This is a genomic window from Streptomyces sp. NBC_00306 (assembly GCF_036169555.1).
GTDB lineage: Bacteria > Actinomycetota > Actinomycetes > Streptomycetales > Streptomycetaceae > Streptomyces > Streptomyces achmelvichensis.
Genome location: NZ_CP108032.1, coordinates 4,042,998 through 4,060,891 on the forward strand (window position 1 = coordinate 4,042,998; position 17,894 = coordinate 4,060,891).

The window sequence follows — 17,894 nt, forward strand, 5'->3', positions numbered from 1 at the left end:
CTCTCGGCGGGGATTGCTTCTGGCTGCTTGCTGCTACTCGAACCCGATGACTCTGAGCTAGGCGCTCAGTGGGTCTCGGGACGGAGGACCTTGGTCCGGAGGACCGACTCGTTCAGGTTCATCTGGCGGTCGAGCTCCTTGACGACCGCAGGCTCGGCCTGCAGGTCGATGACCGAGTAGATGCCCTCGGGCTTCTTCTTGATCTCGTAAGCGAGACGACGACGGCCCCAGGTGTCGACCTTCTCCACCTTTCCGTTGCCCTCACGGACGACGGAGAGGAAGTTCTCGATCAGCGGGGAGACAGCGCGCTCCTCGAGATCGGGGTCGAGGATGACCATCATTTCGTAGTGACGCATGTAGAACCCACCTCCTTTGGACTCAGCGGCCACGGTCGTTCCGTGGCAGGAGGGTCGTGATGCGTAAGCAACGGTATCCGCCACCACTGACAATCGCGGACGATCGGCTGTGGGCAGGGCAGACACCGGTGCAGACCGTACAGAGTACCTGCAGACGTGCTTCCGGTTGAAATCCGGTGGCCAGGGGACGCAATCTGTACACATCGGGTGTGCGCGGCGCTACGATGCGCCGCCTTCCGGCAACGCCAGGAGGTGCCTCATGGCACAGGCAATGCGACGTCAGTCCAGTGAGTCCGCTGTTTCCCTCTTCGCCACGGACGGCAAGCCCCACCCCCTCCAGGACACCCTGGTCGCGGTGACGCTGGTGCTCGGCGTCCTCGCCTTCGTCACGGCGATGTTCCACAACCTCCATCTGATCAGTTCCTGGGCCGGCCTCATCGGCCTGCTCACAGGTGCGTACGGGCAGTTCATCTCGGCGACGACCCGCGAGCGCTTCGCTCTGATCGTCGGCCTCGGCGCATCGGGTGTCGGCTTCTTCCTCGGCATGGCCCACGGCGGGCTCTTCGGCGGGGTCATCGGCTGAGCACGATCCGAGCGGCGACCCCCGCCCTACTCGGCAGGCCCTGGCCCGTCCGGAGCAGTCGGCCCCCATTGATCGACTTGCCCGCTCGGGCAGGGCAGCCAGGGCAGGGCAGGGCTTACGTCACAGGACGCTGTTCCCCGCAGCCATTCGGGGCGCTCCCCCAGCGCAGTAGGCTTCGGCGCGAGAGCCGGAGCCCCTGACCCATGGGGACACACCTGCCGAGGAGCGCCCCGCATGAGCCTGACCCTGAGGACCATCAGCCGAGAGCAGCATCTGGCGTATATCCAGACACTGCCGTCGGCCAGTCATTGCCAGGTCCCGGCGTGGGCTGATGTGAAGACCGAATGGCGCTCGGAGAACCTGGGCTGGTTCGACAAGAGCGGTGAACTGGTCGGTGTCGGCCTGGTGTTGTACCGCCAGCTGCCCAAGATCAAGCGCTACCTCGCCTATCTGCCCGAGGGCCCGGTCATCAACTGGTACGCCCCGAACCTGGACGACTGGCTTCAGCCGATGCTCGCCCATCTCAAGCAGCAGGGCGCCTTCTCCGTGAAGATGGGTCCGCCGGTCGTCATCCGGCGCTGGGACGCTCCTGCGATCAAGTCGGGTATCCAGGACCCGGATGTGAAGCGTCTGCGCGACGTCGAGGCCTCCCACATCGAGCCGCGTGCCTTCGAAGTCGCCGACCGGCTCCGGAAGATGGGCTGGCAGCAGGGCGAGGACGGCGGTGCCGGCTTCGGTGACGTCCAGCCTCGGTACGTCTACCAGGTACCCCTCGCGAACCGGTCCCTCGACGACGTCCTCAAGGGCTTCAACCAGCTCTGGCGCCGCAACATCAAGAAGGCCGAGAAGGCCGGCGTGGAGGTCGTCCAGGGCGGCTACGACGACCTCGAGGAATGGCAGCGGCTGTACGAGATCACGGCCGTGCGCGACCACTTCAGGCCCCGCCCGCTCTCGTACTTCCAGCGCATGTGGAAGGTGCTCAACTCCGAGGACCCCAACCGCATGCGGCTGTACTTCGCGCGGCACAACGGTGTGAACCTGTCGGCGGCGACGATGCTGGTCGTCGGCGGGCACGTCTGGTACTCCTACGGCGCCTCCGACAACATCGGGCGCGAGGTCCGGCCCTCGAACGCGATGCAGTGGCGGATGCTGCGCGACGCGTACGCCATGGGTGCGACGGTCTACGACCTGCGCGGCATCAGCGACTCGCTGGACGAGACCGACCACCTCTTCGGTCTGATCCAGTTCAAGGTCGGCACCGGCGGCGAAGCCGTGGAGTACGTCGGCGAGTGGGACTTCCCCCTCAACAAGCTGCTGCACAAGGCGCTGGACATGTACATGTCGCGCCGCTGACGTGTCCGCGGCCGACCCCGTAACCTCGTAGATCCCGTACATACCTCTGATACACCGCACACACCAGAAAGGTTCCGGGCCGGCCATGGCGCTCTCCCTCTACGTCGACACCGCGCGCTGGCGGGCGCACCAGAAGACCGTGATCGACCAGTTCCCCGGTCTCGTACCCGTCTGCAAGGGGAACGGCTACGGCTTCGGTCACGAGCGGCTCTCGGAGGAGGCCTCCCGCTTCGGCTCCGACATGCTGGCCGTCGGGACGACGTACGAGGCGGCCCGGATCAAGGACTGGTTCAGCGGCGATCTCCTCGTCCTCACACCTTTCCGCCGGGGTGAGGAGCCGGTTCCGCTGCCCGACCGCGTGATCCGCTCCGTCTCCTCGGTCGACGGTGTGCACGCCCTCGTCGGCGCCCGCGTCGTCATCGAGTGCATGAGCTCCATGAAGCGCCACGGCGTCTCCGAGCAGGACCTGGGACAGCTCCACTCCGCCATCGAGGACGTACGGCTGGAGGGCTTCGCCCTCCATCTCCCGCTGGACCGCACCGACGGATCCGACGCGGTCGAGGAGGTCATCGGCTGGATGGACCGGCTGCGTGCGGCCCGTCTGCCGCTGCACACCATGTTCGTCAGCCATCTGCGGTCCGAGGAGCAGGCCCGGCTCCAGCAGCAGTTCCCGCAGACCCGCTTCCGCGCCCGTATCGGCACGCGGCTGTGGCTCGGCGACCACGACGCGACCGAGTACCGCGGTGCCGTCCTCGACGTGACCCGCGTGGCCAAGGGCGACCGGTTCGGCTACCGGCAGCAGAAGGCCGCGTCCGACGGCTGGCTCGTCGTCGTCGCCGGCGGCACCTCGCACGGCGTCGGCCTGGAGGCTCCGAAGGCCCTGCACGGTGTGATGCCCCGTGCCAAGGGCGTTGCCCGGGCCGGCCTGGCGACCGTCAACCGGAACCTTTCTCCATTCGTCTGGGCGGGCAAGCAGCGCTGGTTCGCCGAGCCCCCGCACATGCAGGTCTCGATCCTGTTCGTCCCGTCGGACGCGGACGAGCCGCGGGTCGGCGACGAGCTGGTGGCGCATCTTCGCCACACCACGACCCAGTTCGACCGCCTGGTGGACCGCTGAGCCGGTTCTGAGGGCCGCCCGGGGGTCGGTGACCCACCGGGCGCCCCATGACGGGTTCCGGCCCTACGACTGGGCTCCGCCGGCCCTTCGCGGCCCCGTTCCCCATTCCACCTTCAGTCCCTCCACCGCGTGCGCCGCATGCCGCGCAGGGCGCGCCGCATGCCCTACGACGAAGACGTCCTCCGCCCCGTCGAGCACACCGCCCGACGGGTCGTCCGAGCCGTCCTGCCGTACGCCGTCCCGCTCCGGCATCAGGATGTCCCGCACCACCACGGCACACAGATAGAGCGTCCCCAGCAGATGCAGGGCGATCGCCACCTGGTACCCCTCGGGCGGCAGCCCCTGATGCTTGGTGCTGGTCGTGTAGGCGAGGTACATCCAGATCCCGAGGAAATACATGACCTCGCAGGCCTGCCAGATCAGGAAGTCGCGCCAGCGCGGCCGTGCCAGCACCGCGAGCGGGATCAGCCACAGGACGTACTGCGGCGAGTAGACCTTGTTGGTGAGGATGAACGCGGCGACGACCAGGAAGGCGAGCTGGGCGAGACGCGGCCGCCGGGGCGCTCCGAGCGCGAGCGCCGCGATCCCCGCGCAGGCCAGGAGCATGAGCAGCGTCGCGTAGGTGTTCACCTTCTCGACGTCGATGCCCTCGCCGGTGCGCTGGGTGATGATCAGCCAGAACGAGCCGAAGTCGATCTGCCGTTCCTGGCTGAATGTGTAGAACTTCTTCCAGCCCTCGGGCGCCAGCGCCATCACCGGCAGATTGACGACGAACCACGCGCCCGCCGCGCCCAGCGCCGCGGTGGCGAACTCTCGCCACTTGCCGGCCCGCCAGCACAGCAGGAGCAAGGGGCCCAGCAGAAGTACGGGATAGAGCTTGGCAGCGGTCGCCAGCCCGATGAGGATGCCGAAGGCCAGCGTCCGGCCGCGGGACCACATCAGCATCGCTGCGGCCGTCAGTGCAACCGCCAGCAGATCCCAGTTGATGGTCGCGGTGAGGGCGAACGCGGGCGCCAGGGCCAGCAGGAGCGCGTCCCACGGCCGGCGGCGGTGTGTGCGGGCCACACAGACAGCGATGACCGCCGTGCAGATCATGAGCATGCCTGCGTTGATCATCCAGTAGGCCTGCTCCTGCTGCTGAAGCGAGCCGTCGGCCAGATTCAGCCAGGACGCCACCTGCATGAACAGACCGGTCAGCACCGGATACTCCAGGTACTCCATGTCACCGGGCAGCCGGTCGAAGTACGGGATGAGCCCCTCCGAGAAGCCGCGCCCCAGGAAGAGATGCGGAATGTCGGAATAGCAGGCGTGCGTGTACTGCGAGCTGGTGCCCCGGAACCAGGCCCAGTTGTAACAGGGCATCTTCTGCACCATGCCCAGCGCAAACATGCCGATGGCCACCAGTGCCACGACCCGTACAGGCGTCAGATAGCCGCTGCGGACGCGCAGGGCCCAGCGGCCGGCCGGACCACCGATCAGCTCGCTGCCGGACACGGCGACGGAATCCCGCCGGGTGGGCCGTACATCCGGCCTGTCCTCGTACACGCTCGTCTCTTCTGCGCTGGGCATGGTGCACATCCTGCCGTACGGGAACGGATACGCCGCAGGGCCGCCGCATCGTTACGCACGCTGTGCGTCCTGGCTGCGACGGCCCTGTGGTCACGGAGCTACGGCGGGGGCGCTAGCCCCCTGGGCCCCCGAAGAGGCCTCCGTTGTTGTTGCCGTTGTTGCCCCCGTTGCCCGCCGGTGGCGACGAACTGCTTGTCGGGCCGCCGTCCGACCCTTCGTTGTCGCCTCCGCCGTTGTCCGAACCGCCGGGTTGGCCGCCGGTGGCACCACCCTGCGTACCGCAGGTGATGTCCTCCCACGGGTTGCAGGACTCGGACGGGTCAGGACTCTCGGTCGGGGTCTCGGACGGCGTCTCGGACGGCGTCTCGGACGGCGTCTCGCTCGGCGTCTCGGACGGAGTGGGAGACGGGCTGACGGCTCCGCCACCCCAGACGGCCTGTCCGAGCGGCTCCGGCTCGGGGAACTTCATGACCTTCTGGCCCTTGAGGGCTTCCTTCATGTACGCCTGCCAGATCTCCGACGGGAACGACGCACCGTGGATCTTCTTCTGGCCACCCGTTCCGAACATCTCGAGGAAGCCGCGCTTGGCGTTCTTCTCGTTGTCGTCGAGGCGGTACATGTCGATCGCGGTCGACAGCTGCGGGGTGTAGCCCACGAACCAGGCGGACTTGTTGCCGTCGGTCGTACCGGTCTTGCCGGCGACCTCACGTCCCGGCAGGCGCGCGTTCTTGCCGGTGCCCTCGTCGTCCTCGACGACGTCCTTGAGCACATCGGTCACGTTGTTGGCGACGGCCGGAGTGAACTTCCCGACGGGGTCGTCCTTGTGCTGGTAGATCGTCTTGCCCTCCCGCTTCACCTCCTTGACGGAGTACGGGGCACGCTGCTCGCCCTCGGCCGCGAAGGTTGCGTAGGCGCCGGCCATACGGATGGCGCTGGGGGAGGAGATACCGATCGAGAACGAGGGAACGTCCGACTTGTTGAGCGAGCTCTCGAGAAGACCGGAGTCGATGGCCGCCTGGCGGACCACCGGGATACCGACGTCCATGCCGAGCTGCACGAACGGCGAGTTGGCGGAGTGGATCATGGCTTCACGCAGCGTGATGTTCTTGTACGACTCATCGCCGTCGTTCGTCTGCAGCCACTCCTTCCCCTCCTCGTTCTGCCACACCGAGCCGTCGTATTCCTTGATCTTGAGCTTGTTCTGGCCGTTGTAGACGCTCTTGTCCGGGTCGACGATCGTCCGCTCGTCACTGCCCTGGTCCGCGCCGCCCTGAGGGTCGCGCACACCGTCACGCATGGCGGCTGCCAGGACGAACGGCTTGAAGGTCGATCCGACCTGGGCACCGGTCTCGTTGGCGTTGTTGGTGAAGTGCTTGGTCGCGTCCTCACCGCCGTAGATGGCGACGATTGCACCGGTCCGCGGGTCGACCGAGGCACCGCCGAACTGGACGTGGGTGTCCGTTTCCGGCCGCTTGTCGGGCTTGATGTTGGCCTCGCGGACCTTCTTCACCGCCTTCTCGAGCTGATCGATCTTCTTCTTGTCGAAGGTGGTGTGGATCTCGTAGCCACCACGCGCGAGGTCGTTCGCGTCGATGTCTTCGTTGTTGTTGAGGAAGTTCGACTTGGCGAGATCGACCAGATAGCCGACCTGCCCACCGAGCTTCGCCCCCTTCGAGACGGACTGGGGCATCGGGAACGAGGGGTACTTCGCCCGCTCGGCAGCACTCAGATGCCCGTCCTTGACCATCTCGTTCATGATCCATTGCCAGCGTTCCGTCGCGCGGGCCAGATTGGCCTTCGGCGTCGCTGCCGGATCGATGTCCACGGAACCGGCCGGATCGAAGTACGTCGCACCCTTGAGCAGCGAGGCGAGGAAAGCGCACTCGCTGGGGTCCAGGGCCTTGGCGTTCTTCCCGTAGTACGTACGGGCCGCGGCCTGGATGCCATAAGCACCACGCCCGTAGTACGAGGTGTTCAAATAGCCGGCCATGATCTCCGACTTGTCCATGTCGGTACCGACACGGATGGAGATGAACAGCTCCTTGGCCTTACGGCTCAGAGTCTGCGACTGGTCGCCGAGCCGCGCGTTCTTCACGTACTGCTGGGTGATGGTCGAGCCACCCTGGGTCTGGCCGCCCTTGGCCATGTTGACCACAGCCCGGCCGATACCCATGGGGTCGATGCCCGAGTCGGTCTTGAACGTCTTGTTCTCCGCCGAGATCACCGCGTTCTGCATGGCCTGCGGGATCTCCCCGATCCCGACGATCTGACGGTTGATCTCCCCACCGGTGGCGGCCATCTGTTTGCCGTCGGCCCAGTAGTAGACGTTGTTCTGCGCCTCGGCGGTCTTGCTCGGGTCGGGGACCTCCACCATCGCGTAGGCGATGGTGGCTGCCGCCATGAGACTGCCGAGGAAGCCGATGCACAACCCGGTGACGAGCTTCCACGAAGGAACCCAGCGTCGCCATCCGTACTTGTTGTGGCGCGGATAGTCGATCAGACGCTTCTTGCCGGGGCCTCCACCGCCCCGGCCGGGTCCGTCATGGCCCCCGCCCCCGCCGCCTCCGCGGCGACCTGCGCCGCGGCCGCCGTGCCCGGCGCCCGCGGCCTCGTCGACGCGCCGGCGGCTGCCACCACGCTGTGCGGCGCGGCGGGCCTCGGCCCGGCCACCATAAGTCCGCTCCTCACCGTACGAAGCGGAGGGAGATTCCGAGCCGGTGCCCCGGGGGGCTGCGCGGCGGCCAGTGGGCTGCTGGGCGGCGCGCCTGGCAGCCGCACGCCCGCCACCTTGCGGCTGCGGCGGTTTGCGACGGTGCTCGCTCATCGAACGACTACTCCTCGGGCAGGCGAGACGCCTGGAAGCGGCAGTTGAGTTCCGGTCCCCCCGAAATGGATACGGACCAGCTCCCGAAAGAGCTCATCCGCTGCGCATCCACGGCGAGGACGCACACAGGCGTCTCATGGTTCCCGGTGGTCTGCATGCCGCACAGACTACGCACGGTCAAAACCCACCTAGCAATGAAGTTCACCCCAAATCAGGCAAGTTGCCTGCTGTGAATTGATGATGTGACGCCGTTCACGATGACCCCCCTTGTCGCAGGAGGCACACGGGCCTATCGTGCTGATGTATCGAGTCGATACATCAGCACGACATAAGCGACCGGGATGGCAAAGGAGGTAGTCGGTGAGCAGGCGCTCCGGCATCCTCGAGTTCGCCGTCCTCGGTCTGCTCCGTGAAGCCCCGATGCATGGCTATGAGCTGCGCAAACGGCTCAATACGTCGCTGGGGATCTTCCGCGCCTTCAGCTACGGAACCCTCTACCCCTGCCTCAAGACGCTGGTCGCCAACGGCTGGTTGATCGAGGAACCGGGAAGTGCTCCCGAGGATGCTCTCGCCGCGTCACTCGCAGGGCGCCGCGCCAAGATCGTCTACCGGTTGACGGCAGAAGGTAAGGAGCATTTCGAGGAGCTGCTCTCGCACACCGGCCCGGACACCTGGGAGGACGAGCACTTCGCTGCTCGCTTCGCCTTCTTCGGGCAGACGGAGCGCGAGGTGCGGATGCGGGTGCTGGAAGGCCGTCGCAGCAGGCTGGAGGAGCGCCTGGAGAAGATGCGCGCCTCCCTCGCCCGCACACGGGAGCGCCTCGACGACTACACCCTTGAGCTTCAGCGGCACGGCATGGAGTCCGTGGAGCGCGAAGTGCGCTGGCTGAACGAGCTCATCGAGAGCGAGCGAGCGGGGCGGGGCCGGCAACAGCCCTCCTCCGAGAGCGCAGCTCAGCAGGACAGAACATCTGGAGCGACGGGCGGCCTGCCCCGGTACGGGAGTGCCGAGTCGTCCGGGGGATCCTCCCCCGGGCCCTCCACCCCGCCGGATCCGTCCGACGACACCACCAAGTGAGACCCCGCGGTCCGCAGGGTTTCATCCGGAATACCGAGATCACACAGGGAGCAACCGGAATGGGTTCGGTTCGCGTAGCCATCGTCGGCGTGGGCAACTGCGCCGCCTCGCTGGTGCAGGGCGTCGAGTACTACAAGGACGCCGACCCGGCCGGCAAGGTGCCGGGTCTGATGCACGTGCAGTTCGGCGATTACCACGTCGGTGACGTGGAGTTCGTGGCCGCCTTCGACGTGGACGCCAAGAAGGTCGGCCTCGACCTGGCGGACGCCATCGGCGCCAGCGAGAACAACACCATCAAGATCTGCGACGTGCCGAACACCGGCGTCACCGTGCAGCGCGGCCACACCCTCGACGGCCTGGGCCTGTACTACCGCCAGACCATTGAGGAGTCGTCCGAGGCGCCGGTCGACATCGTCCAGACCCTCAAGGACAAGCAGGTCGACGTCCTGATCTGCTACCTGCCCGTCGGTTCCGAGGACGCTGCGAAGTTCTACGCGCAGTGCGCCATCGACGCCAAGGTCGCCTTCGTCAACGCTCTCCCGGTCTTCATCGCCGGCACCAAGGAGTGGGCGGACAAGTTCACCGAGGCGGGCGTCCCGATCGTCGGTGATGACATCAAGTCCCAGGTGGGTGCCACCATCACGCACCGCGTGATGGCGAAGCTGTTCGAGGACCGCGGTGTCCGTCTTGAGCGCACCATGCAGCTCAACGTCGGCGGCAACATGGACTTCAAGAACATGCTGGAGCGCGACCGCCTCGAGTCCAAGAAGATCTCGAAGACGCAGGCCGTCACCTCGCAGATCCCCGACCGCGAGCTGGGCGAGAAGAACGTCCACATCGGTCCGTCGGACTACGTGGCCTGGCTGGACGACCGCAAGTGGGCGTACGTCCGCCTCGAGGGCCGTGCCTTCGGTGACGTCCCGCTGAACCTGGAGTACAAGCTCGAGGTCTGGGACTCCCCGAACTCCGCGGGTGTCATCATCGACGCCCTGCGCGCCGCGAAGATCGCCAAGGACCGGGGTATCGGTGGCCCGATCCTCTCCGCGTCCTCGTACTTCATGAAGTCCCCGCCGGTGCAGTACTTCGACGACGAGGCCTACGCCAACGTCGAGAAGTTCATCAAGGGCGAGGTCGAGCGCTAAGCGTTCAACCGATGGTCCGCCGAGGGTCCCCGGGTTATCCGCCCGGGGACCCTCGGCGTATGTGAGGCTTGATCACATGCCCGTCGTACGTGATCTGCGCGTACTCCTGCGCCTGACCGACTTTCGCCGACTGCTCACGGTCCGGCTGCTATCCCAGGCAGCCGATGGCGTCTACCAGGTCGCGCTTGCCACGTACGTCGTCTTCTCCCCCGAGAAGCAGACCTCCCCGGCCGCCATCGCTTCCGCCATGGCTGTCCTGCTGCTCCCGTACTCCCTGATCGGCCCGTTCGCCGGAGTCCTGCTGGACCGCTGGCAGCGTCGGCAGGTCTTCCTCTACGGAAATCTGCTGCGGGCGCTGCTCGCCTCCTGCACCGCGCTGCTGATCCTCACCTCCGTGCCCGACTGGCTGTTCTACGCCTCTGCCCTGTCGGTCACCGCGGTCAACCGCTTCGTCCTGGCCGGCCTCTCCGCCGCCCTGCCCCGGGTCGTCGATGCGGACCGGCTCGTCATGGCCAACTCCCTCTCACCCACCGCCGGTACGCTCGCGGCGACAGCCGGCGGAGGCCTGGCCTTCGCCGTACGGCTGCTGTCCGACAACTCCGACGCCGTGGTGGTCCTGCTCGGCGCCGCGCTCTATCTGTGCTCTGCTCTCGCCTCACTCCGCATGGGCCGCCAACTGCTCGGTCCGGACCAGGAGTTGCAGCAGCGTCGACTGCTCTCCGCGATCGCCTCCACGGCACGCGGCCTGGCGAGCGGCGTACGGCACCTGGCGAGCCGCAAGCCCGCGGTGCGGGTACTGATCGCCATGACCTTGATGCGGTTCAGCTACGGGGCGCTGACCGTCATGGTTCTGATGCTGTGCCGGTACGCCTGGTACCAGGACGAGAAGGACGGTCTCGCTCTGCTCGGCATCGCCATCGCCGTCTCGGGTGCCGGCTTCTTCGCGGCGGCCGTGGTGACTCCATGGGCCGTCGAAAGACTCGGAACCTACGGCTGGCTCGTGGCCTGCGCCGGGACCGCCGCCGTCCTGGAGCCCGCCCTGGGGCTGCCATTCGCCCCCGTGCCGATACTGGTCGCGGCGTTCGTCCTGGGACTCATCACTCAAGGCGCAAAGATCACGACGGATACCGTGATCCAGACATCGGTGGACGATGCCTATCGCGGCCGTATCTTCTCGCTCTACGACGTTCTGTTCAATGTGGCGTTCGTGGGCGCTGCCGCCGTCGCGGCGCTGATGTTGCCGCCCGACGGTCGATCGATCCATCTGGTGCTTCTCGTGTCCCTCATCTACGCAGCCATCGCCGCGGCGATGGTCCGGTGGAGCCGGGCGGATGCGACACCGCAGGGATCCGATCCCCTGCGGCCATAACAAAGGGGCAATGTTTCACGTGAAACATCGCCCCTCAGTGCACTGCCCGGCTCGATGTTTCACGTGAAACATCGAGCCGCTTCACGGTCGAGCTCGCGTCAGGAGGCTCAGTCCTGCGTCGCCCACCATTCCTTCAGGGCTGCCACGGCGGCGTCTTCCTCCATCGGGCCGTTCTCCAGCCGAAGCTCCAGCAGGAACGCGTACGCCTTGCCGATCACCGGACCGGGGCCGACCCTCAGGACCTCCTGGATCTGGTTGCCGTTCAGGTCGGGCCTGATGGCGTCCAGCTCCTCCTGCTCCTTCAGCTGCTCGATCCGCTCTTCGAGCCCGTCGTAGGCCCGGGACAGCGCGGCAGCCTTGCGCTTGTTGCGGGTGGTGCAGTCGGAGCGGGTCAGCTTGTGGAGCCGGCTGAGCAGCGGTCCCGCATCCCGGACGTAGCGACGCACGGCCGAGTCGGTCCACTCGCCGGCTCCGTAACCATGGAACCGCAGATGCAGCTCCACCAGGCGCGAGACGTCCCTCACCATCTCGTTGGAGTACTTCAGCGCGGTCATCCGCTTCTTGGTCATCTTCGCCCCGACCACCTCGTGGTGATGGAACGAGACCCCGCCGTCCTTCTCGAAGCGCCTCGTCCGGGGCTTCCCGATGTCATGCAGCAAAGCGGCCAGCCGCAGGATCAGATCCGGGCCGTCCTCCTCCAGATCGATGGCCTGTTCCAGAACCGTCAGGGAGTGCTCGTAGACGTCCTTGTGCCGGTGGTGCTCATCGCTCTCCAGCCGCAGCGCGGGCAGCTCGGGCAGCACCCGCTCAGCCAGGCCGGAATCGACGAGCAGGGCCAGCCCCTTGCGGGGGTGGGCGGAGAGAAGGAGCTTGTTCAGCTCCTCCCTCACCCGCTCGGCGGAGACGATGTCGATGCGCTCGGCCATGCCCTTCATCGCCGTGACGACCTCGGGGGCCACCTCGAAGTCCAGCTGCGCGGCGAAGCGGGCGGCCCGCATCATGCGCAGCGGGTCGTCGGAGAAGGACTCCTGCGGCGTTCCCGGCGTCCGCAGCACGCGTGCGGCCAGATCCTCCAGGCCGTGGTGCGGATCGATGAACTCCTTCTCCGGCAGCGCCACGGCCATCGCGTTCACCGTGAAGTCACGACGGACCAGGTCGTCCTCGATGGAATCGCCGTAGGACACCTCAGGCTTGCGGGAGGTCCTGTCGTACGCCTCGGAGCGGTAGGTCGTGACCTCGATCTGGTAGCCGTCCTTCTGGGACCCGACCGTGCCGAAGGCGATACCCACGTCCCATACGGAATCGGCCCAGGGGCGAATGATCTTCAGGACATCCTCGGGGCGGGCGTCCGTGGTGAAGTCCAGATCATTGCCGAGCCGGCCGAGCAACGCGTCCCGGACCGAGCCGCCGACAAGGGCGAGGCTGAACCCGGCTTCCTGGAAGCGACGGGCGAGGTCATCGGCGACGGGCGCTACACGGAGTAGTTCCGTCACCGCACGGCGTTGCACCTGGCTCAGGGCGTTGGGGTTGTCTTCATTGGCGTTCGGCACAACAGAAGAGGGTACGTGCCCCCGCCGGGCCCGGTGCCCCTGTTTATGGGCCGCTCGCACGGTCGCCGTGGCGCTACCCGGCCGTGGACCGATGATCGACTTCTCACCGGACTCCACGGAGTCCCCACAGTTCCTTGCGATCTTGTGAGGCACTCCGCGGCACTTCGGCACAGCGGACCTCGTTACCATGCGTGGACGCACTGAGTGACAACGACCGACGGCATCAGACGACGAGGGACGGACGAGCGCGTGACGGAGGCGGCAGACTTCCAGGGGATGACTTCTCCTGCCCGCCGGTGGTTGCGGCGCACAGCCTCCATGATCGCCGGCGTTCCGCTCGTGGCCGGGCTCCTCATCGGGCCGGCCGCACCTTCGGCGCACGCCGACGAGGACGCGACAGGCTCGAACATGGTGGATGTGTCCATCGACACGATGACACCGACCGCCCCAGGACCGAACGACAAGATCACCATCTCCGGCACGGTCACCAATGAGGGCAAGCAGACCGTCACGGACGCCGAGATCGGCGTGCGGATCGGGCCGCAGCTCGAAGGCAGGAATGCCATCGACCGTGCCTCCGAGCGGACCGGCTTCATCGACGGCGCCGACGGCTCCCGAGTCGATGCCAAGTTCGCGGCAAAGCTTCCCAAGCTCGTCTCCGGCATCAGCCGGGAGTTCTCGCTCACAGTCCCCGTCAGTGAACTGAACCTCGACGAGGACGGCGTCTATCAGCTCGGCGTGGCACTCGAGGGCCGGACACCCGACGAGCCCTTCGATCAGGTGCGGGGTATCGAGCGGACCTTCCTGCCCTGGCAGCCGGAGGCCACCGAGAAGAAGACGCAGTTCACCTATCTCTGGCCGCTGATCTCGTCGACCCACCTCACGTCGGAGACGGGCTCGGACGAGCAGCAGACGCCGGTCTTCGAGGACGAGGATCTGGCCAAGGAGCTGGCACCTGATGGACGGCTCGGACAGCTCGTCAGCCTCGGCAGTGAACTGCCCGTCACCTGGGTCATCGACCCGGATCTTCTGGCCACCGTCGATGCGATGACCAGGAACTACCGGGTCAAGAGCGGTACGACCACGGTCGCCGGCAAGAACCAGGCCGTCGCCAAGCAGTGGCTGAACGCGGTGGAGGCGGCCGTCCAGGGGCGCAAGGTCATCGCGCTGCCGTTCGCGGATCCCGACCTCGCTTCGCTGGCCCACCGCGGCAAGAACGTCTCGGGCTCCCTCAGTCACCTGCAGCCGGCCACCGTGGTCGCGGAGAAGACCGTCGAGACGATCGTCCATGTGAAGCCGTCCGTCGACTTCGCCTGGCCCGTCGACGGAGCAATCGATTCGTCGATCGTGGATGTCGCCACCTCGGCCGGCGCCCACAAGGTCATCGCCCGCAGCGACAGCCTGCGCGACGATCTGGCGTACACGCCCACGGCGGCACGGCCCATCGGTGGCGGTACGACGGCCGTGGTGGCCGACGCACGGCTCTCCAAGGCCTTCGAAGGCAACATGCTGGACTCCGGCAGTTCCACGCTCGCGGTCCAGAAGTTCCTCGCTCAGACGCTGGCCGTGACCCGCCAGGACCCGGACAACCAACGAAGCATTGTCGTCGCCCCGCAGCGCAGGCCCAGCGCCTCCCAGGCGCAGTCCATGGCGCGCGCGATCGCGGCACTCGACGGTCAGCGCTGGACCCAGCCGCTGGACCTGGTCGCTGCGGCGGGCGTCAAGCCGGATGCCGACGCCACGACGAAGGTGCCCGCCACGTCGCGGTACCCCGGACGGCTCCGGGAGCAGGAGTTGCCGGTCCGGGCGTTCGAGGACATCCGCACCACTCAGAGCGGGCTCGACAACTTCACGGTCATCCTGACGCTGGAAGACCGCGTGGCGGCGCCGTTCGGCAGGTCCATCGACCGGGAGATGTCCACCTCCTGGAGAGGGCTCCCTGAGGACGCGCAGCTCTATCGCGACAGCGTGCGGAGCAACCTCCAGGTGCTCACCGAGCAGGTGAAGCTGATCGAGAAGTCGCAGGTCACGCTGTCGGGGCGGAGTGCGACCATTCCCGTCACCGTGCAGAACAGGCTGGTCCAGGGCATCGACGGCCTGGTCCTGCGGCTCAGCTCGGACAACGCCACCCGCCTGAGCCTCGACGACGACAACGCCATCGCGGAGCGGCCGATCAAGGTCGAGGGCGGGCACAGCCAGTCGGTGAAGTTCGACGCCGCGGCCAATGCGAACGGCCCGGTGAAGATGACGGCACAGCTCTACACCGAGGACGGCAAGCCGTACGGCGAGAAGATGCAGTTCACGGTGAAGGTCTCCGAGATCACCCCCACCGTGATGCTCGTCATCGCCGGCGGTGTTCTGCTGCTGGTCCTCGCCGGGGTCCGCATGTACAGCCAGCGCAAGCGGTCGGCCTCCCGGGAGCCGATCGCTGCGGACGGCGAAGGCTCCGACGGCAAGGACGGCGGCGACGACGGTTCCGCGAGCGCGGAGCCCACGCCGGACGGGGGTGACGCACCGGATGAGCCCACGGGGCCCGAGGGTGACATCGCCGACCCGGATCCCGGGCAGGCGAGTGACCCGACGCCGGACACCGGACGGGAAAGCGACAACCCGTCGAGTACGGGTGAGAAAGTGGACCGTTGAGCGATGTCGTGGCCGGTCGGCCGGGGACGATGAGGTGGGGTAGCAATGAACGCGCCGTACGACGGTGACCGCGGTCAGGGCGCGGGCGTGGACCCGGCAGGCCAGGTCCCGCCGCCACCCGCGCCCGACCCCTATGCGCAGGATCCGTACGTCCAGGAGGCGTACGACCGCGACCCCTACCGGGAGCAGGATCTGTCCGCCCAGGACCCCGTGTCCGAGGCGCTGTACGACCGTGCCTCCCACCCCCCGCCGCCTCCCGGCACCTACCAGGAGCCGCCGCCGCTCTACCAGCAGCCGCAGTCGCCGCAGCACGCTCCCGACCCCCGAGTCTGGGCGCAGACCCCGCCGCCCGAGCCCGGCGGGGCGTCCCGTCTTCTGCCCTACGGCGACGACGCCAGGACGACCCAGTACACGGGTGTCGACGACCTGGTGACCCACGCAGGCGAGGAGGAGCAGGAGAACGACGCGTTCGCGCACCTCTTCCGTGACCAGGAGAGCTCCGGGCAGACGGCTCCGGCCCCTGAACCGCTGCCGACAGCGCCCGCACCCGCGAAGTCCGGCGGCAGGGCCAGCAGCTTGCTGAAGTCCAGCGCCGTGATGGCCGCGGGCACGATCGTCTCGCGGCTCACGGGCTTTCTGCGGACCCTGGTGATGGCCGCGGCGATCGGCGTCGGCACCCTGAACGACTCCTACCAGGTCGCCAACGTCCTGCCGACGATGATCTACGTCCTGGTCGGCGGCGGCGCCCTCAACGCCGTGTTCATCCCCCAGCTCGTCCGGGCCATGAAGAACGACGACGACGGGGGCGAGGCGTACGCCAACCGCCTCCTCACGCTCGTGGTCGTCCTGCTGGCGGGCGTCACGGCCGTCTGTGTCCTGGCGGCCCCGCTGCTGGTCCGGATGATGTCGGCGGAGATCGCCTCCGACCCCCAGCGGATGGAGGTCACGGTCACCTTCGCCCGCTACTGCCTGCCGACCATGTTCTTCATGGGTCTGCATGTGGTGCTGGGCCAGATCCTGAACGCCCGCGGCCGCTTCGGCGCGATGATGTGGACCCCGGTCCTGAACAACATCGTCATCATCGTGACCTTCGGCGCCTTCATCTGGGCGTTCGGCAGCTTCACGGAGTCCGGTGTCAGCGGTTCCACCATCACTCCCGAAGGTGTCCGCCTGCTGGGCCTCGGCACCCTCCTCGGGCTCACCGTCCAAGCACTCGCGATGATCCCGTATCTGCGGGACGCGGGCTTCAAGATGCGGCTGCGGTTCGACTGGCGCGGCCACGGGCTGGGCAAGGCCGTGGGGCTCGCCAAGTGGACCTTCTTCTTCGTCCTCGCCAACCAGCTGGGCATGATCGTGGTCACCCAGCTGGCCACCTGGGCCGGCTCGATCGCCGAAGAGGACAACTACACCGGCACCGGTATCACCGCCTACAACTACGCGCTGCTGCTCTGGCAGATGCCGCAGGCCATCATCACCGTGTCCGTGATGACGGCGGTCCTGCCCCGCATCTCCCGTTCCGCCCACGACGGCGACCCCGCCGCGGTGCGCGACGACATCTCGTACGGCCTGCGCACCTCTGCCGTCGCGATCGTTCCCTGCGCCTTCGCCTTCGTCGCCCTGGGCGTACCGATGGCAACGCTGCTCTACGCCGGATCCGGCTCGGAGGGTGCTCTCGGCATCGGCTACACGCTGATGGCGTTCGGTCTGGGCCTCATCCCGTACTCGGTGCAGTACGTCGTGCTCCGCGGCTTCTACGCCTACGAGGACACCAGGACCCCGTTCTACAACACGGTCATCGTCGCCCTCGTCAATGCCGCCGCCTCCGGAATCGCCTTCGTGGTTCTCCCCGCCCGCTGGGCGGTCGTCGGCATGGCCGCCTCCTACGGCCTCGCGTACATGGTCGGTGTGGGCATCGCCTGGCGGCGGCTCAAGAAGCGGCTCGGCGGCGATCTGGACGGTACCCGCGTCATGCGTACCTATGCCCGTCTCTGCATGGCGTCCGTGCCTGCCGCGGCCGCAGCGGGCCTTACCGCCTACGGGATCATCCAGCTCCTGGGCATCAGCGCGGGAGGCTCTCTGATCGCGCTGGTGGCCGGCGGTGTGGTGCTGCTGGGCGTCTTCTTCCTGGCCGCGAAGCGCATGCGCATCGAGGAGCTCAATTCCATGGTCGGCATGGTGCGCGGACGCCTCGGCCGCTAGTCGGACGGCGGGCTCGCACAACCATCGTCAGTCGCCGCGTGTCGTGCATAGCGGCGGACTGTGGGCACAATTGGCATGGCTGTTGGTTATGCGCAACGGAATGGGGAGGCAG

The 17,894-nt window shown here is 67.3% G+C and carries 12 protein-coding genes; 8 read left to right on the forward strand and 4 right to left on the reverse strand.

What is annotated here, in order from left to right; translation table 11 throughout:
• Positions 1-65 precede the first annotated feature (65 nt).
• The gene (gene rpsF / locus OHA05_RS18025; RefSeq protein ID WP_159689873.1) at positions 66-356 is read right to left on the reverse strand and encodes a 30S ribosomal protein S6; all 291 of its coding nucleotides are present in this window, start codon (positions 354-356) and stop codon (positions 66-68) included.
• Positions 357-615: 259 nt separating this feature from the next.
• On the opposite strand from rpsF, the gene OHA05_RS18030 reads away from it, so the two are divergent.
• The 3 genes from OHA05_RS18030 (at position 616) to OHA05_RS18040 (ending at position 3,409) form a co-directional block, all read left to right on the forward strand.
• Positions 616-939, forward strand: coding sequence for a hypothetical protein (locus tag OHA05_RS18030; RefSeq protein WP_313945334.1), 324 nt, complete (start codon positions 616-618; stop codon positions 937-939).
• A gap of 234 nt (positions 940-1,173) precedes the next feature.
• The gene (locus OHA05_RS18035) at positions 1,174-2,292 is read left to right on the forward strand and encodes a lipid II:glycine glycyltransferase FemX (RefSeq protein ID WP_313945333.1); all 1,119 of its coding nucleotides are present in this window, start codon (positions 1,174-1,176) and stop codon (positions 2,290-2,292) included.
• Between the two features lie 85 nt (positions 2,293-2,377).
• Complete coding sequence (locus OHA05_RS18040) at positions 2,378-3,409, forward strand: alanine racemase (RefSeq protein ID WP_313945332.1); 1,032 nt, start codon at positions 2,378-2,380, stop codon at positions 3,407-3,409.
• A gap of 63 nt (positions 3,410-3,472) precedes the next feature.
• Here the strand turns inward: OHA05_RS18040 and OHA05_RS18045 are convergent, their stop codons facing one another.
• Both OHA05_RS18045 and OHA05_RS18050 read right to left on the reverse strand, forming a co-directional pair.
• Positions 3,473-4,978, reverse strand: a complete 1,506-nt coding sequence (locus OHA05_RS18045) for a glycosyltransferase family 87 protein (protein ID WP_328861150.1) — start codon at positions 4,976-4,978, stop codon at positions 3,473-3,475.
• Positions 4,979-5,090: 112 nt separating this feature from the next.
• Positions 5,091-7,802: a transglycosylase domain-containing protein gene (locus OHA05_RS18050; protein ID WP_328861151.1), complete on the reverse strand. Its 2,712-nt coding sequence runs from the start codon at positions 7,800-7,802 to the stop codon at positions 5,091-5,093.
• Between the two features lie 360 nt (positions 7,803-8,162).
• On the opposite strand from OHA05_RS18050, the gene OHA05_RS18055 reads away from it, so the two are divergent.
• From OHA05_RS18055 to OHA05_RS18065, 3 genes are all read left to right on the forward strand, one after another.
• On the forward strand, positions 8,163-8,879 hold the full coding sequence (locus OHA05_RS18055) for a PadR family transcriptional regulator (RefSeq protein ID WP_313945328.1): 717 nt from the start codon (positions 8,163-8,165) through the stop codon (positions 8,877-8,879).
• 59 nt (positions 8,880-8,938) lie between these two features.
• Entirely contained in the window at positions 8,939-10,021 is a 1,083-nt protein-coding gene (locus OHA05_RS18060) for an inositol-3-phosphate synthase (protein ID WP_313945327.1), read from the forward strand.
• Between the two features lie 76 nt (positions 10,022-10,097).
• A complete protein-coding gene (locus OHA05_RS18065; RefSeq protein ID WP_328861152.1) occupies positions 10,098-11,390 on the forward strand; it encodes an MFS transporter in 1,293 nt (430 codons plus the stop codon).
• 107 nt (positions 11,391-11,497) lie between these two features.
• On the opposite strand, the gene OHA05_RS18070 is transcribed toward OHA05_RS18065, so the two are convergent.
• The gene (locus tag OHA05_RS18070; protein ID WP_328861153.1) at positions 11,498-12,940 is read right to left on the reverse strand and encodes a CCA tRNA nucleotidyltransferase; all 1,443 of its coding nucleotides are present in this window, start codon (positions 12,938-12,940) and stop codon (positions 11,498-11,500) included.
• A 249-nt stretch (positions 12,941-13,189) separates the two neighbouring features.
• Between OHA05_RS18070 and OHA05_RS18075 the strand changes: the two genes are divergently transcribed.
• Complete coding sequence (locus tag OHA05_RS18075; RefSeq protein WP_328861154.1) at positions 13,190-15,583, forward strand: DUF6049 family protein; 2,394 nt, start codon at positions 13,190-13,192, stop codon at positions 15,581-15,583.
• Positions 15,584-15,628: 45 nt separating this feature from the next.
• Entirely contained in the window at positions 15,629-17,782 is a 2,154-nt protein-coding gene (murJ, locus tag OHA05_RS18080) for a murein biosynthesis integral membrane protein MurJ (RefSeq protein ID WP_313945323.1), read from the forward strand.
• The last annotated feature ends 112 nt before the right edge of the window (positions 17,783-17,894 follow it).

Bases quoted from the DNA above. Each gene is read 5' to 3' on its own strand.
- rpsF (WP_159689873.1), bottom strand. From the start codon at position 356: ATGCGTCACTACGAAATGATGGTCATCCTCGACCCCGATCTCGAGGAG.
- OHA05_RS18030 (WP_313945334.1), top strand. From the start codon at position 616: ATGGCACAGGCAATGCGACGTCAGTCCAGTGAGTCCGCTGTTTCCCTC.
- OHA05_RS18035 (WP_313945333.1), top strand. From the start codon at position 1,174: ATGAGCCTGACCCTGAGGACCATCAGCCGAGAGCAGCATCTGGCGTAT.
- OHA05_RS18040 (WP_313945332.1), top strand. From the start codon at position 2,378: ATGGCGCTCTCCCTCTACGTCGACACCGCGCGCTGGCGGGCGCACCAG.
- OHA05_RS18045 (WP_328861150.1), bottom strand. From the start codon at position 4,978: ATGCCCAGCGCAGAAGAGACGAGCGTGTACGAGGACAGGCCGGATGTA.
- OHA05_RS18050 (WP_328861151.1), bottom strand. From the start codon at position 7,802: ATGAGCGAGCACCGTCGCAAACCGCCGCAGCCGCAAGGTGGCGGGCGT.
- OHA05_RS18060 (WP_313945327.1), top strand. From the start codon at position 8,939: ATGGGTTCGGTTCGCGTAGCCATCGTCGGCGTGGGCAACTGCGCCGCC.
- OHA05_RS18065 (WP_328861152.1), top strand. From the start codon at position 10,098: ATGCCCGTCGTACGTGATCTGCGCGTACTCCTGCGCCTGACCGACTTT.
- murJ (WP_313945323.1), top strand. From the start codon at position 15,629: ATGAACGCGCCGTACGACGGTGACCGCGGTCAGGGCGCGGGCGTGGAC.